Below are 15,434 nucleotides of genomic sequence, written 5' to 3'. Positions count from 1 at the left end.
CGATACAAAAATCCAGTGCCGCGCGCGAAAGGGCGCAGCGGCATGAGCCATTTTCCCCAAGGAACCATTCTCCACATCAACGCATCCATGAAAAACATCAAAGCCCACCTCGTCGTCGCCGGATGCCTTCTGGCTACCTGCGGTTCACTGTCCGCCGCCGCCGTTCTCCCTTTCACGGAGACGTTTTCGAGCAACAACTCGAACTGGACCCAGAATGTCAGCGCCACCGCGGCGAACTGGATTTCATCCGGAGGAGCCGGCGGCTCGGGTGGCTACATCACCACCACCTACAGCGTCACGAACACCACCTCCGGCACTCCGGTCGTGGCCCGTGCCACCGGGAGCAACTCCGCCTCGGGCGGCCAATTCATCGGCGACTATTCGGAGATCGACACCATCACGGTGAGCGTCAAATCAAACGCGACATTCGACCTGCCGATCGCGCTCCGCCTCGGCGGCGCGGTGCCCGGCACGGCGATCACCATCAATGGAGGCATCCTCCCGGCCGGTGCGGATTGGACGACGTTCACCTTCAATCTGACGGCGAACAATTTCATTTCCTACGAGGGAACACCGGGTGCCGACAACGCCGCGAAATTCGCCAATGCGACTTCGAACGTTGCGAATCTCCAGCTGTTCTTCTACCTGGGTGCGGCGGGCTACACCCCTCCGTCGACCACCACGCCGGTGACGCTTTCGGTCGACTCCGTCTCCCTCGTGCCCGAGCCTTCCGCATGTGTCTTGTCCGCCCTGGGCGTGGTGGGCTTGTTCTGCTTCAGGTCCCGCAAGCAGGCGTGAGCCGGGGCCGGCCGTCACCGGCTGGAACCGCCGCCGCGCCGACTAGCTGTTGTTAATCACCCTTCTTGTTTTGGGAACCGCCTCCGGAAATCCGGTGGCGGTTTCTTTTTTCCCAAAACGCCCGGATTCTTCATCCTCCGTGGCGATTTCCCCAGCCTTGCGGCTTTTCATGATTCGGGACAAGACCCCGGCGTGCGGGATGGCGCACAGGTGACGGGGAGATCACCTGGCGATTTCATCTTCGACAAAGTCGGCCACCAGGTCGGGCAGTTCGCCGAGGGCTTCGTAGAGGTCTTCCTCGATGCTGGCGAGGTATTCGGCCTCGGTCTCGGAATAGTCGTCGCGGTCATCGCTGCGCGTCTGGCACCACTGGCTGGCGTTGAGCACATCGACCATCGCGCTCGAGCCGATCATGTCGAAGGAACTGATGATCCGGGTGTGGTTGAGCGCGGTCTGCCAGAACTCATGCAGTCCGTCGCCCTCGGGATCGAGCAACTGGACGGTCTCGACGACATCCATCAACGCCCGTTCCTGGCGCGTCAATCCCTCGTCCGCGGATTTCTCCTCCAACCGGTCGACCAGCAGCGTGATCTCGTCATCCCATTCGATGGGTTCGTGTTCAAAAATCATTGCGCGGGAGAACTGGAGTCGACCGGCAGCGGGGTCAAGGCTCAATCACCGTGACCTTCCCTTTCGAAGCCCGATGACAAGGCGGAGGCTTTATTCCGGGAAGAGAATTGACCACGGAATACCCGGAACACACGGAAAACGGAGAGGAGGATCACTCAGGCACCCCAATCTCCTGCTCACGTATGGATGTCTTACAACCCCTCTGCTTTCCGTGTATTTCGTGTGTTCCGTGGTTGGCCTCTTCGACTTCAGGCCGGTTTCCCGGAGGGGGCCCGGATCCAGGCCAGCCCCCTGCCCTCCCAAGCGGCCCGCACCTCAGACCTTCGGCTCCCAGCCGGGTTCGTAGTCGCGTTTCCAGAGCTTCATGGCCTCGGGATCGTTGAGGATGTGGCCGTTCTTCGGATCGCAATGCAGGGTGCGTCCGGCGCGCCAGGCGATGTTTCCGAGGTGCAGGAGGGTGACGCTCTTGTGGCCTTCCTCGATGGGGCAGTGCGGTGCTCCGTCGCCGCGGATGGCGGCGATGAAGTTGGAGACGTGCGCCGTATCCATCCCCGCGCCGCTGCCGCTGACGGTGTTGGTGGCATCCACGGCTTCATTGCCCTTCGCCTGCTTGATGATTTTCCCGGCCTTGTCGTAGATGATGTAGTCGTCCCCATCCAGCAATGCGGTGCCCTTGGTGCCGTAGACCAGCACGCCGCGCTGCCGGCCTTCCACGGGGAAGGGATTGCAGCTCCGTCCCTCCCACGCCATCGATTTTCCTCCGGGAAAGTCCCACGAGATGTTCTGCGTGTCCGGGCATTCCCAATCGTCCTCGAACGCATAGCGCCCGCCGTTCGACGAGACCCGCGTCGGCCAGGTGACATCCAGCGCCCAGCGCGCGATGTCCATCTCGTGCGTGCCGTTGTTCAGCGCCTCGCCGGTGCCGTAGAGCCAGTGCCAATGCCAGTTGTAGTGGATGAGATTGTCCACGAATGCCGCGCGCGGTGCGGGCCCCTGCCACAGCTCGTAGTCCAGCCAATCCGGAACCGGGACGGGCTTGCCCTTGCCGATGGAGGCGCGTCCGTTCGCATACCAGCCTTTGGCGAAATAGGTCTTGCCGATCAGCCCGTCGTGGATCTCCGGAATGATCTGGCGCATGGCGGCGGAGGACCTGCGCTGCGCACCCATCTGCGCGACGCGCTTGTATTTTTCCACCGCCTCCAGCAGGAGCTCGCCCTCGTAGGGATTGTGGCTGCATGGTTTTTCCACATAGACATGCTTGCCCGCCGCCAGCGCGAGGATCGCCATCGGCGCGTGCCAGTGGTCCGGCGTGGCGATGGCCACCACATCCAGCGCCGGGTCCTCCAGGATCTTGCGGAAATCAGCGGAACCCGCCGCCGGTGCGGACTGTTTTTTCGCCACCTCCTTGAGTCCTTTTTCCAAGGCGCGCTTGTCGACATCACAGATATGGGTGATCTCCACATTCGGCAGGCGGGTGAGGCAGGAGATGAGCGAGAGGCCCCGGCCATTGGTGCCGATCACCGCGGCGTTGATCTTGTCATCGGGGCCGATTTTCCGTGCCGGTGCCGGGGCGTTCTGTGCCAGCGAAGGCAGCAGTGATCCGAGATACCCCGCCATGCCCAACCCGATCCCTGCCGCGCTGGATTGTTTGAGGAAGTCCCGTCGTTGGATGGAGGTGTGCATGGGTAAGTGGGTGTTTTTCAAAAGTGGTGGAAAAATGGGATTTCGCCCACTCGGGGCTGGTTGGAATACGAAGGCATATCATCCGTTCATGCAATCAAAGTCGGCGGACCCGCCGTTTCCTCGTGATGTCGAAAGCGTGAGATGGCAATCCGAGCGGCCTCCGACGCCCCCCCCGTGAGAACCCGACACCACCCAAGTGACCCGTTCCCGTCTGGGATCCTTGTCATATGCTTGGGAGATCTGCCGGAATTTTTGCCCCATGTTTCCCCATACAGCCCCTCTGATTGGCTTTACACGGGCCTGCCTTCCGCATGATTTTAGCTTCCATGAAAAAACTCCTTGCGACCCTGTGCCTCTCCGCCGCGACCCTGGCCACCTCCGCCCATGCCCAGAAGACCGGCGATGCGGTCACCCCAGAAGCGCTCCAGAAGCTGGAGTGGATCCAGGGCGAGGCTCCCACCGCGTGGGAACCCGGCAAGCTCTACATCCTCGAGTGCTGGGCCACCTGGTGCGGCCCGTGCATCGCTGCGATCCCTCATGTCGACGCCCTTTATGACAAGTATCAGGAAAAGGGCCTCCGCGTCATCGGCGTCGATGTCTGGGAGGACGGCAAGGACAAGGTCGTGGAGTTTGTGAAAAAGAAGGGAGAGGGCATGTCCTACCCCGTGGCCTACACCGGCAAAGGCGGTCCGTTCGAGGAACTCTGGCTCAAGCCCGCCGGGGTGAAGGGCATCCCCCACGCCTTCCTCGTCAAGGACGGCAAGGTCATCGCAACCAGCCACCCCGCACGCCTCACGGAGGAACTCATCGAATCCTTGCTCGCGGGTGGTGATGCCGGAAAAAACACCCTTGAAAAGCTCAACGCCGCCGCGGCAGCCCAACAGGCCGCGGCCTCCGCCCGCGCCGCCTTCACCGAGGGCAAGGAAAAGAACGACGCCGCCGCCATGGCCGCCGCCGCCGACCAGCTCGCCGCCGCGGAACCGGACAGCATCTATGTCCCGCTCTTCCGCAACGAGGCCCTCATCGCGGCCAAGGACTGGAGCGCGATCGACAAACTCATCGAAGGCCTGGACAACACCAACAAGCTCCGCCTGATGCTGGTCAACTCGCTCGGCAACACCCTCTCCGCCACCGAAGGCGTCCCTGCGGGCACGCTCGCCAAGGCCGTCACCGCCTACGAAGCCACCATCAAGGATCGCGGTATGAAGACCACCGTTGACGCCACCACCCTCTCCCGCCTCCAGTGGGCGATGGGAGACAAGGGCAAGGCGCTCGCCGAAGCCAACCAGGGCGTGGAACTCGCGAAAGCAGCCGACAAGGCCAGCCCCCGCTCCATTTATCCTTACGAACAATTCGCCGCCGCCGTAGCCGCCGGCACCATGCCCACCAACAAAGAGTTTTCACAATTTTTCCGCGCCGCTCCGGTAGCTCCGACAACTCCGGTCGCGCCAACCGTCATTGGCAACTGACCAGCTTCACGGCCGCTTCCGGTTGTCCCGAAAAGGCAGTCCGATCCGCATGACGGAGGGACCATCCGTCAGGCTCACCTCCGCTTCGTAGCAGGACTTTCCGACGGATGGCATTGGTGATCCGTCTCCAGAGTATCCACCCGTGCTACGGATCGCGTGGAGGCGATCGATTGTGCCACAACCGATCGGTTCCAGCGGTGTTCCATCCGCCGCTTTTCCCCATGAGATTTCCTTTTTGCCTCGTTGTGCTCATCGGCTTGTTTTCCGGCCTTCTTCAGGCTGCCGATCATCCGAACATCCTCTGGATCGTCAGCGAGGACAACTCCTCGCATTGGATGGGATGTTACGGCAACAAACAGGCACGGACACCGCGCATCGACGCCCTGGCAAAAGAAGGGGTATTGTTCGAACACGCCTACTCGAACGCCCCCGTCTGCGCGGTCGCCCGTGCGACGATCCTCAACGGAGCCTGGTCACCGACGATGGGCACGCAGCACATGCGCAGCCGCCACCCCATCCCGGCGAAATACCGGCCAAACGTCGAATACCTCCGCAAGGCCGGCTACTTCTGCACCAACAACGCCAAGACCGATTACAATTTCAAAGGCAGCGACACCGCCATCTGGGACGAGTCTTCAAAGAAAGCGTATTACCTCCACCGTCCCGAAGGCGCGCCGTTCTTCGCGATCTTCAATCTCGGAATGACGCACGAAAGCTCGCTGTTCGCCAATAAGGAAGCCGAGCCCCTGCGTCTCAATCCGGAGGAGATCGAACTGCCGCCCTACGTTCCGGATCTTCCGGAAATGCGCAAGGACTTCGCCCGTTATCATGACCGGATCACGGAGATGGATGCGGATGTCGGCAGGCTGCTCGACGAACTGGAGGCCCGGGGCCTCGCGGACGATACCATCGTCATCTACACGTCGGATCACGGTGGCGTGACTCCGCGGGGGAAGCGCTATCTTTATGAAACCGGCGTGAAGATTCCCTGCATCATCCGGGTTCCGGAAAAGTGGAGGAACCTCTGCAAGTTCAGCCCCGGCCAGCGTGTGACGGAACCTGTGTCATTTGTCGATTTCGCACCCACCCTTCTTTCGCTCGCCGGGATCGACACTCCACCGCAGATGCAGGGCAGGCCGTTCCTCGGCGGCAAACGCGTCGAGCCTGCCGCGGATGAGATGGAATTTCTCTACGCGGACCGCTTCGATGACACATACGGAATGCGCCGCGGGCTGACGGATGGGAAATGGAAATACGTGCGCCAGTTCACGCCACGCCTTGCGGCCGCTCCCTACAGTTTCTATCCCTTCGGCCTTCCTTCATGGAAGGCGTGGGAGAGGGCGTCGAAAGACGGCAAACTCACCGGAATCCATCAAAAAATCTGGGATAAGGATCAAGCACCGGAAGAGCTTTACGATCTCGGTGCGGACCCTTGGGAAATCCGCAATCTCGCAGCGGATCCCGCCCACGCGGAAAAACTCAAAGCCCTCCGCCAGAGGTTGAAGGACACGATGAAAAAAGCCACCGACACCGGTCTCATTCCCGAGCCTCTTTTTGAAACTCTCGCGGGTGACGCCACCATCGCCGAATTCGCGGGAAGCGATCGCTTTGATTTCGACAAGGCTCTCGATCTCGCTTTCATCGCCACACAGCGCGATGCGGCGGATCTCCCGCTGCTGGAACAATCCCTCGCCTCGAAAAGCCCTGTCGAACGCTATTGGGCGGTGTCGGGTTTGTGGATTCTCGGGGACAAGGCGTCGGAGAAAACCGGGACGCTTCCACCGCTGCTGGCAGACGAGCATTCCGTCGTCCGAACGATCACGGCGGAAACGCTTTGGAATCTGGGGAAAAGAGACCAGGCGAAGAACGCGTTGCTGGATGAGGTTGGCAAGGACTTGGATGCCTCCTCGCTTCTCTATCTTCTCAACACCCTCCGCCGCTTGGATCTTCTCGATGAATTGCCGGAAGGCTGGCAGAAAACCAAGGCGCGGAAACAAGGCACCGCTGATTACGTCAACCGCTTTACAAAAAGCACCGGTTCCCCGCAGGAGGAGTAGCTCAAGACTGCCGCCCTCTTTCACCTTCGCCCGGGATCGATTCTGTTAGAGCCGACTCCCTTCCCCCTTCGCATGATCGTCATTTGACAATCATTCGAACGACATCCCTAGTGCGATTACCATGAAAACACCATTGATCACCCTGTTGGCGGTTGCTCTCGGACTTTCGGTTTCCTGCAAGGAGAAGTCACCCGAGGTAAAGAAAGTCGAGAACGCGACCGAGGACGCCGTCGCCTCCGGAAAGATGACGAAAGACGAGGCCAAGGCCGTGAATGACATCGCGCAAAAGGCGGACGAGATGAAGACAGAGGCCGGGAACCTCGCGCGCGAACATCTCGCCGCACTGGACAAGGCCGTCACGGCCGAGGAGATGAAGGCGGCGGTCAAGGATGCCACCAAGGCGAACATCGATCTTGCCACGAAGTCCGGATTGATGGTGAAGGAGCAGGCGGAACTCGCACTCAAGTCGATCGACCAGATCGATGTCCTTCCGGAGCCGGCCCTCAAGCAAGCGATCGAACAATTGAAAATCGCGTTCAAGCAGATGCAGGAACAAGCGGGCAAGTAAGGGATCGGAAAATTTCCCCGGCAGCTTCCTTCGCGGGAGCTGCCGATGCCGGCCAATACATCGGCGGCTCCAGACGGACTGAAATTACTACTATCATAGTATCTCTGGAAAGCCTCCGGATCGCGCCAACATCAGGATTCACTTTTTTCTCCGGGTCCGCCTCCGGGTCCGAATGCTTTTGATCCTGACAGGAGATGTCAGTTTCTTGATTAGCCGACCACTTGTTGCCCTGAGGGGGGGTCCCACTCCACCGGGTCTCCCGGCTTTAAAAATCAAAGCCGGCGGCTGTGAGGACAACCGCCGGATTTTCTTTTCGGTTGATCACCGGGAATCTTCCAACGCCGGTGAGCCGACGACGTCAGGCCGTTTTCCGACCCATGAAGAACATCAGGACCCAGATGGCAAGGAACAGGAAGAAACAGATCTTCGCGATGCTCGCCGCGGCACCGGCGATGACACCGAAACCGAGGATTCCGGCGATGAGGGCGATAACAAGGAATACGAGCGAATAGTGTAACATGGCTTTGGTTGGTTGGGTGTTGATCGTGTTGAAGGCTTCCCATGTGACCGGCCCTCCAGGGATGAAACCGGAGTCGAATTGCCAGATAATCATAGGGTCACCTTCGTTACAGATTCCCTTTGCAGGGAACGGACCAATCCGAAAAACCCTTGTTTTCAAGGGTTTTTCAATAAACCAGCGTATCCACAGACCGCACCCCGGCGCAAAATGCGCTATCTTGATCGCGTGAAATGCACGCACTGCGAATGATACCTCCCGCATCTCCCGGCTTGCCACGCCAAGCCTACGGGAATTCGGACCACACCGCCGAGAACCCATTCATATTACCGAACATCACGATGCCCCGTCCCGGATTTCATCCCATCAGTCAACATTCGCGGAAGGGGGGCTGCCGAGAGCCTTCCATTCACGCATGAGTTCACGCGCGTTCGGCATCGCGAAGCCTTCGGCGGTGTTATCGAAGATGCACCAGACGGAGCTTCGGGACCGTGCATCGGCCAGGCGGGCGGCAAGCATCACCACGAATTTGTGGGAATAATCCGAATAATACATCCGTGGCGAACCGTGCAGGCGGTGGTAGATCAGGCCGTGCCAACCGCCCGGTTCGGCGGCGGACGGGACCGGTGGAGGATCGGCCGCGACCCGGGAGATCCGGAATTCCTCAAGAAGCGATCCTGCGGACCGTTCGAACCAAGTGCCGTGGCGCGGCTCGAAGGCGACGGGAATGTTTCCGGCAGCGGTACGGAGTTCTTCAAAAAAGCACCGTGCGATTCCGGGATTGAAATCGAGGCTGGGAGGAAGCTGGACGAGCAGGCAACCCAGTTTTTCTCCAAGGCCTCCGGCTTCGGCGAGAAATGTTCCGATCAGATCTCCCGTGTTTTTCAATCGTGCGATATGGGTGATCGCCTTGGGAACCTTCACAGAGAAGCGGAAATCCGGCGGAACCGAGGCCGCCCAGCGTGCATAGGTGGAGGTGCGGTGCGGACGATAGAACGATGAGTTGATCTCCACTGCGGAGAACCTCGCGGCATAACGTTCCAAGTGACTGCCCGAACCGGGAAAGTGCGGCTTTTCTTCCTTCGGAATGCTCCACCCCGCACAACCGATCAACACCCCGTCCCTTGCGGCGCAACTTTGACCAAGCACGGGTTCACGCGTAACAGGCATCAGATAGGGTTGGTAATCAGGTGCGGGCTCCACGGTGGATTGTAATGCCGTGAGGAGCCGTTTCCACTGATATTCCGCCGTGGCCCCATCAAGAATGAGGACGATAGAGAACTCCGATGAGGAGATTTCCATCAATCCTCCGATCACCCCCCTCCTCAGAAACAAGGGAAACTGTTTTGAGCCGCCGGCCCCCTTTGGAGATTACCGAAGAACAAGATCATGGCACAGGCTCGCGGTCGTGCATTTGGAAATGATCGAAATTCAGATGCCCCCAGCCGTCCGTAGCTTCGTCCACGAGCCGGATCCTGATCCTGGCTCCTTGGTAGGGTGCGAGGTCCGCGGTGCGGCGGGCCATGCGCTCGTCATCCGGACCGGTGGCGGTGAAAAGCACCAGGCCATTGGAAGCATTGACGATTTCCACACGGGTCTTGTCGCCCGAGCCACCACCCACGAGGAAGCTCACCCATGGTTGGGAAAGGGTGAACGGGTCGGATGTCAGGGTGCCCGTGGGCTTGTCACTGCCCTGCGCCTCGTAGGAACCGGCCCAGAACTCTCCGTGATGGCCACTGGTCATGTCCTTGCGGCGGGCGTTCACGACATCGCCTTTCACCGGAGATCCGGAGAAAGCGGTGCCCTCCGCGGTCCAGTTCGCAAGAGCGCCGGTTTCAAAATCAAAATTCAGCGGCTGCCCATTGTCAGCGAGAGCCGGAAAATCCCTGGCGGCCGGTATCACCTCCAGAGGCTTGGGCCTCGCGGCGGTGTATTCCGCATCGCCGACCTTTTCGACCTCGTGCCGGAGGATGAAGATGCCCTTCTTGTTGCCCACAAGAACGTCCGGCAGCTTGTCGCCATCGATGTCCCTGGCGACCACCTGGGTGCCGACTCCCGAGTTGTCATCAATGAGATGAGGCACCCAATCCACTCCCTGCTCCGACCGGACGAGCTGGAACCAGTAAGACACCGCCCGGTCATTGCGGTCCGGATCACCCATTCGTCCGTGCGACCAGAAACGCTTGCCCGTGACGATGTCTCTCAATCCGTCGCCATCGATGTCCACAAGGTCGATGGCGTGGAGTTCTGAGAATTTCACGCCATAGCGGTTCTCCTCCTTCCGCTGTCCCATGATCAGATGTTTTTTGAAAGTGACGCCATCCGGCCCTCTCACCTGTTGATACCACGCCAGGCCGAATCCGTGGGCCGCAAGTCCGGTGATGACATCGTTCAGGCCGTCGCCATCCACGTCATAGGCATACATCTGGGCACCTCCGGTCCCAGCGAAGGGAAATGAATGAAAGGTCCAGGAGGCATTGGAATCTTCGGGCTGTTCCCACCAGCCGTTCTGCTCCAGCAGATCCCTGCGACCGTCGCCATCCACATCGCCGACGCCCATGCCATGGGTGAATTTCCCGTAGCCGTTCTTCGGCGAGATGGCGTGCCACCGCCATGGTTTCGCGGGATCCGCCCAATCCGGTCCGGCATAGCCGTAGGCACCGTCCGTGATGCAGACCAACTCCGGTTTTCCATCGCCCGTGATATCCGTGAAGTCCGGAGATTCATTGTCCGTCTGGTAGAAAATCACATGCGGCACCCATCGTCCGCCGGCATCTTTGGGGTTTTCATACCACGTCGTGTTCTTGCCCGGGAAACCGATGACAAGGACGTCCGTCCAGCCGTCCGCATTGAAGTCGTAGGGGAACGCGAAAAAATTGTCCGAGTAGGCGTTCTTGTGCCCGAGACCTCCCTCATATCCCGGGACGTCCACGGTGGTGAAGTCGCCAAGGGGAAGCTTGAAGGTCGCGGAGGCTTCGTAAATTTCGTGTTTTTCCGCAAATGCCGGCCCCTCCCACCACCAGGGCCCGGCAACCAGATCCGCATGCCCGTCCCGGTTGAAGTCCGCCGTATTCGCCCCCTCGCACCAGAACTGGTCCGACAACTGGATGCGTTTGAAGCGGTGAACTTCGTTGTCCGCCCGAACGGCGGCCGGAAATAAGGCGAGTGCGAGAATGAAAAACGCGCGGGTCATGGGTCTTTCACGAGCGGGTTTTATCTCGTGTCCGCATTCAAAGACGTGCCCGGGCAGCCCGGTCTGTCCGAAATTTACCAAAATGGCGGTCCCTGCGGAATCCTGTCACCGGTCCCCTTCACCCGTTGGCCAAAGCGGGCAGGACACAATAGAAGGAGCTGCCACCATCGGGTGCGTCCTCCACTCCGATCTGCCCGCCATGCGTGTCGACCACCGTCTTGCAAAAGCCCAGGCCGATGCCGAATGACGCCTGGGCGTGATTGCTGGTGTTCGAGCCGGTCGCGAATTCCTCGAAGATCCGCAACTTTTCCGAGTCCGGAACGCCCGGTCCGTGATCGATCACGCTGATCCTGCACAAGGGTGACTCCGGTGTGCCTTCACGCCGCATGCGGATCCTCACACTTCCACCCGCAGGCGAGAATTTGATCGCATTGGTGATCAGGTTCAGGAAAACACGCTCGATGAGACGTTCATCCACCATCAGATAGATCAGCTCGTCAGGCCACGTGAGGTCCAGCTTCACCTTGGCCTCGTTCGCCATGGTGCGGGTCACGCGTGCGGCGCGGCGAAGGAGTTGGGAGGCTGAAACCGACTGGATGTCCAGCATCTGGCCCTGGCTTGCCTTGAGGTGGCCGTTGACAAGAAGCTGTTGCAGCATGTCCAGCAAGCTCGCGGTGGACTCCTGGCAGATGTCCAGAAGCTCCATGGTCTCCTGGCTTCTGGCGTCGTCGTTGAGAGAGATGAGCTCAAGGCAACTCGAGATGGCACCGGCCGGGGTTCTGAGATCGTGGACGGTGGTCCGCAGGTCCCGTTCCAGAACCTGACTCCGGTCTTCCAGATTCTTCAACGTGTTCCGGATGACCAGCGATTGCTCGGAAAGCTCGATCTCCCGGCAGACGGCGGCTGCTAGGTCCGAAAGATTTCTCAGATCGTTGGCGGACCAGCTTCTCGGCGAGGTGCCTGCCGCGCAGAGGGAGCCGAGAATGCAGCCATCCGGAGTGGAAATAGGGATGCCCAGGTAGGCGGCGATTCCCAACTCGGTGACGGCCGGGTTCTTCGACACGCGGGGATCGGACACGGCGTCCTCCACGATGAAGGGGGCCCCTCCCTCCACCACATAGCGGCAGAAGGAATAGGAAATGTCGTTCTGCCTCGTCGTCCGCAACGGTTCGCCAAGGCCATATTGGCTTTTGAAGAACTGGCGGGTCTCGGCGACCAGGGAGATGAGGGAAACCTCCGCTTTCAAGATGTGACACGCGAGGCGGGTGAAACGGTCATAAGACTCTTCTGGCAGCGAATCAAGAAGCTGGGTGTCTTCGAGCGCCTCGAGGCGGAGGGGATGGTTGATGGGAAGGACTTGCATCGTGCGGCAGCGATCGGTGCGGTGAGATTTGAAAGCCACACTCTGTTGAGACAAACCCCTTTGCGCAACGCTTGAGTAAGTGAATTCCCTGAAATCATCACGCAATCCGGGAGTCCCGCAAAATCAGTGTCTTGCGAAACGCTCCTAATAACAAAGACTTTCCCGTCGTTCGGGCCGTGGGGTGGCTACCGTGAGGACAATCAACTGGTTTACAGAATTTTACAGTTATCAAGGCATACATCCGTTCGGATGCCGGCATTATCAGTAAAACTTGAATTTCAGGGTTCCAATGTGCCTTCGATGGAGTCATCCATCGTCTTTCCGAGCGCGGCCCCGATGAGCATCTTGATACCGGCAACGGCGTTGCCATGTTTGGTATCCCAATAGTAGCCCTCGGTGGGAACCACCTTAATGACGGAAATCCGTGGATCATCGATGCCTTCCGTAAACCAGGTTTTCAGGACAGGCTCCCACAGCTCCTCGATCTTGGCCTTGTCGGTGGAAACAGTGGCATCCCCCGTCAGGACGAGGAAATCCGAATGCGCGGAGCCTTGGAAGTAAAGCGTCACCTCCGGTGCCAGCACCAGCTCATGGTTCTTGTGGCTGTCTGCCGAGCTGAGGAACCACAGGGTCCCCTCTTCATCGATCTTCTGCACGCTCATGGGTCTGGCTCCGGAGCCGCCCATGGCCACTTTCGTACAGAAGAAACAGGTGCCGGCCTTCTCCACCAACGAGCGGATTTTGTCGATTGCCTCGCGTCCTCCGAGATCCGCCCGATTCTGTTCTTCCTGGTTTTGATTGATGGAATCCATAGTGATCCGTCTTCCAGCTAGCGGCGTGCCTCACGCAATGACGGGCTTCGCGCCTCATCGCAGGATCATTCCCACCGCATTCTGCATTTGAAAGATGCAGAATGCGGTCGATCGCTCAATTCGGACTGGCGGAAGGAATTTGATATGGAACCGGACGCCCGCCCGGCCATCATGGCTCCGATGATTTGGGAGAAATTGAAATCGCTGTTCACGGAGACACCCCCGGAGGTGGGATTGTTCAAAGAGGAATGGGAAGGCCTGCTGGTGGCGAACATGCCCTTGTATTCGCGACTGCCCGGGGAGGTCAGATCCAGGCTGCACGAGCGGATCGGCAGGTTCATTTCCTCGACACGGTTCGAGGGCTGCAACGATCTGGAACTGACGGAGGAAATGATCCTGACCGTGGCCGCGCAAGCCTGCATGTTGGTCTTGAACCGCGAGGGCGAACCTTATCCGGATTTGAAAAACATCTATCTTTACCCGACGACCTTCAGCTCGGTGCAGAAGCAACGGGACGAAACGGGGGTCGTCACGGAGGGGACGGTGCATCGCCTCGGGGAATCCTGGGGCACCGGGACGGTGGTGCTGGCCTGGGACTCGGTGGAGCAAGGCGCGAGAAACATCTCGGATGCCCGGAATGTGACCTTCCATGAATTCGCCCATCAGCTGGACCACGAGGACGGCGATACGGATGGCGCACCCGCCTTGCCGAGCCGCGAGGCATACCGTTCGTGGGCGCGGGTTTTCAGCACGAACTACTCCGAGGTCCGCGAGTTGGTGGAATCAGGAAAACCCAGTCTCATCGATCCCTACGGAGCGACGAAACCAGCGGAATTTTTCGCTGTCGCCACCGAGACGTTTTTTGAAAAACCGAGGCAGTTGCATCGCCGGTATCCGGAACTCTATGCCGAGTTGCGGGGATTCTACGGACTCGATCCACAGGAGTGGCTCTCCTGATTCAGGCGAACCGCCGGTAGAACGTGATCGCCGAAATTCCGAATCCGATCGCGAGCACGATGCGCCGGACCCACACCTGCGGGATTTTTTGCGAATAGTGGGAGCCGAGGTAATACCCGGCGACCGCGCCGAGGGTCATGATCCCGACCTTGGGCCAGTCCACCATGCCGCGGCAGATGAACATCACCGCGGCCACGACATTGATCAGCGATCCGAGGATGTTTTTCAGCGCGTTCATCTGATGGATGTCGCTGAGGCCGATGAAGCCCAGTGTGGCAAGCATGAGGATTCCGATGCCGGCACCGAAAAAGCCACCGTAGATGGCGACCAGGAACTGGAATAAAACCGCCGGCCACACCAGCGGCTCGCGCTGTGGCCCGGCGGACGAACGCCGGATCAGGCGCGAGACGATTCCCTGGGCCAGAAACAGCAGTGTCGCGAAAAGGATGAGGAACGGCACCAGCCTGCTGAAGATTTCATTCCCCGTGATGGTGAGCAGCCAGCTCCCGATCAACCCGCCCAGCAGGCTCACCGGAATAAAACGCCACAGCCATTCACGGATCGACGGGATGTGCCGCCTGAAGCCGTAAACCGATCCGCTTGTCCCGAAAACCAGGGCCACCGTGCTCGTCGCGTTCGCCACCACCGCCGGTGTGCCGATGGCGAGCAATGTGGGAAAGGTCAGGATCGTGCCGCCTCCCGCAACGGCATTGATCGCCCCGGCGGCGGCGGCCGCAAAAAGCAGGGAAAGGATTTCAGTCACCGTCATCGTCGGGGACGAAGACTAGGTGGCCGACAGTGCCTGACAACGGCGGATTTGAAACAGGTGCTTCCAAGATCTCCGCAGCCGGGTCATTTTGCCGGCTCTTCGGCGGGTTCCGGAAGCGCGGGGCTCGCGGGAATGGCGGAAAAATCACCTTCGATGGTGACAGGCGCCTTCCTCGCTTCATCCCAATAGACGGTTGTCAGCTTTCCGTCCGGCCCTTGGACCGTATAACGTTTGCTCACATCATCCTCCGCAACCATTTTGATTTTTCCTCCGCTCACATCCACCATTAGGGACGCGGTGGCGCGGGTGGGGTTTTTCTGCGCTTCCTCACCAAACTTCTTGAGCTTGCCGCCGAACATCACCGCCACCACCACCACCGCGATGATGCCGAGGAGGATGACACTCCCACAGCCGATGCCGATCATCGCCCCCGTCCCCAAGCCCTTTTTAGGAGCCGGGGTGTTGCGGTTTTCGTAAGGAGGAGGAGTGACGGGTGGAGGTACGGCTTCCATGATGTCTGATGGCTAGCATCTCCGTGGGGAAGCCACAAGCACGGTTTGGCTGGAGGCCAAACGAAAAAACAAGCGCCCCCCTGCTTGGGGAGCGCTTTGAAAATTC

14 protein-coding genes are annotated in these 15,434 nt (G+C 59.7%); 5 read left to right on the top strand and 9 right to left on the bottom strand.

Annotation, left to right across the window (positions count from 1 at the left end; translation table 11 throughout):
• Positions 1 to 87 precede the first annotated feature (87 nt).
• Positions 88 to 798 (top strand): PEP-CTERM sorting domain-containing protein, encoded by a 711-nt coding sequence (locus JIN84_RS12095; RefSeq protein ID WP_200351299.1) that lies wholly within the window; start codon positions 88 to 90, stop codon positions 796 to 798.
• A 222-nt stretch (positions 799 to 1,020) separates the two neighbouring features.
• Here JIN84_RS12095 and JIN84_RS12090 read toward each other — a convergent pair whose 3' ends face one another.
• Positions 1,021 to 1,428 carry a hypothetical protein gene (locus JIN84_RS12090; RefSeq protein WP_200351298.1) on the bottom strand — a complete coding sequence of 136 codons (408 nt, stop codon included), beginning with the start codon at positions 1,426 to 1,428 and terminating at the stop codon, positions 1,021 to 1,023.
• 315 nt (positions 1,429 to 1,743) lie between these two features.
• Positions 1,744 to 3,111: a Gfo/Idh/MocA family protein gene (locus JIN84_RS12085; protein ID WP_200351297.1), complete on the bottom strand. Its 1,368-nt coding sequence runs from the start codon at positions 3,109 to 3,111 to the stop codon at positions 1,744 to 1,746.
• A gap of 326 nt (positions 3,112 to 3,437) precedes the next feature.
• Here JIN84_RS12085 and JIN84_RS12080 point away from each other — a divergent pair, with 326 nt between their 5' ends.
• The 3 genes from JIN84_RS12080 (at position 3,438) to JIN84_RS12070 (ending at position 7,205) form a co-directional block, all read left to right on the top strand.
• Complete coding sequence (locus JIN84_RS12080) at positions 3,438 to 4,580, top strand: TlpA disulfide reductase family protein (RefSeq protein ID WP_200351296.1); 1,143 nt, start codon at positions 3,438 to 3,440, stop codon at positions 4,578 to 4,580.
• A 221-nt stretch (positions 4,581 to 4,801) separates the two neighbouring features.
• On the top strand, positions 4,802 to 6,637 hold the full coding sequence (locus tag JIN84_RS12075; protein ID WP_200351295.1) for a sulfatase family protein: 1,836 nt from the start codon (positions 4,802 to 4,804) through the stop codon (positions 6,635 to 6,637).
• Positions 6,638 to 6,758: 121 nt separating this feature from the next.
• Complete coding sequence (locus JIN84_RS12070) at positions 6,759 to 7,205, top strand: hypothetical protein (protein WP_200351294.1); 447 nt, start codon at positions 6,759 to 6,761, stop codon at positions 7,203 to 7,205.
• Positions 7,206 to 7,563: 358 nt separating this feature from the next.
• On the opposite strand, the gene JIN84_RS12065 is transcribed toward JIN84_RS12070, so the two are convergent.
• The 5 genes from JIN84_RS12065 to JIN84_RS12045 all read right to left on the bottom strand — a co-directional run bounded on the left by JIN84_RS12065 (position 7,564) and on the right by JIN84_RS12045 (position 13,090).
• Positions 7,564 to 7,725 carry a DUF1328 domain-containing protein gene (locus tag JIN84_RS12065; RefSeq protein ID WP_200352025.1) on the bottom strand — a complete coding sequence of 54 codons (162 nt, stop codon included), beginning with the start codon at positions 7,723 to 7,725 and terminating at the stop codon, positions 7,564 to 7,566.
• A 363-nt stretch (positions 7,726 to 8,088) separates the two neighbouring features.
• Complete coding sequence (locus JIN84_RS12060) at positions 8,089 to 9,024, bottom strand: DUF72 domain-containing protein (RefSeq protein WP_200351293.1); 936 nt, start codon at positions 9,022 to 9,024, stop codon at positions 8,089 to 8,091.
• An 85-nt stretch (positions 9,025 to 9,109) separates the two neighbouring features.
• On the bottom strand, positions 9,110 to 10,915 hold the full coding sequence (locus JIN84_RS12055; RefSeq protein WP_200351292.1) for an FG-GAP repeat domain-containing protein: 1,806 nt from the start codon (positions 10,913 to 10,915) through the stop codon (positions 9,110 to 9,112).
• A 118-nt stretch (positions 10,916 to 11,033) separates the two neighbouring features.
• Positions 11,034 to 12,278, bottom strand: coding sequence for a GAF domain-containing sensor histidine kinase (locus JIN84_RS12050; protein WP_200351291.1), 1,245 nt, complete (start codon positions 12,276 to 12,278; stop codon positions 11,034 to 11,036).
• Positions 12,279 to 12,556: 278 nt separating this feature from the next.
• Positions 12,557 to 13,090 (bottom strand): pyridoxamine 5'-phosphate oxidase family protein, encoded by a 534-nt coding sequence (locus JIN84_RS12045; RefSeq protein ID WP_200351290.1) that lies wholly within the window; start codon positions 13,088 to 13,090, stop codon positions 12,557 to 12,559.
• A 171-nt stretch (positions 13,091 to 13,261) separates the two neighbouring features.
• On the opposite strand from JIN84_RS12045, the gene JIN84_RS12040 reads away from it, so the two are divergent.
• Entirely contained in the window at positions 13,262 to 14,047 is a 786-nt protein-coding gene (locus JIN84_RS12040; RefSeq protein ID WP_200351289.1) for a M90 family metallopeptidase, read from the top strand.
• A 1-nt stretch (position 14,048) separates the two neighbouring features.
• On the opposite strand, the gene JIN84_RS12035 is transcribed toward JIN84_RS12040, so the two are convergent.
• Both JIN84_RS12035 and JIN84_RS12030 read right to left on the bottom strand, forming a co-directional pair.
• Complete coding sequence (locus JIN84_RS12035) at positions 14,049 to 14,816, bottom strand: sulfite exporter TauE/SafE family protein (RefSeq protein ID WP_200351288.1); 768 nt, start codon at positions 14,814 to 14,816, stop codon at positions 14,049 to 14,051.
• An 83-nt stretch (positions 14,817 to 14,899) separates the two neighbouring features.
• On the bottom strand, positions 14,900 to 15,328 hold the full coding sequence (locus JIN84_RS12030) for a hypothetical protein (protein ID WP_200351287.1): 429 nt from the start codon (positions 15,326 to 15,328) through the stop codon (positions 14,900 to 14,902).
• Between the last annotated feature and the right edge of the window lie 106 nt (positions 15,329 to 15,434).

This window comes from Luteolibacter yonseiensis (genome assembly GCF_016595465.1).
In the GTDB taxonomy this organism is placed as follows: domain Bacteria; phylum Verrucomicrobiota; class Verrucomicrobiia; order Verrucomicrobiales; family Akkermansiaceae; genus Luteolibacter; species Luteolibacter yonseiensis.
This window is presented reverse-complemented; position numbering and strand designations above follow the sequence as displayed.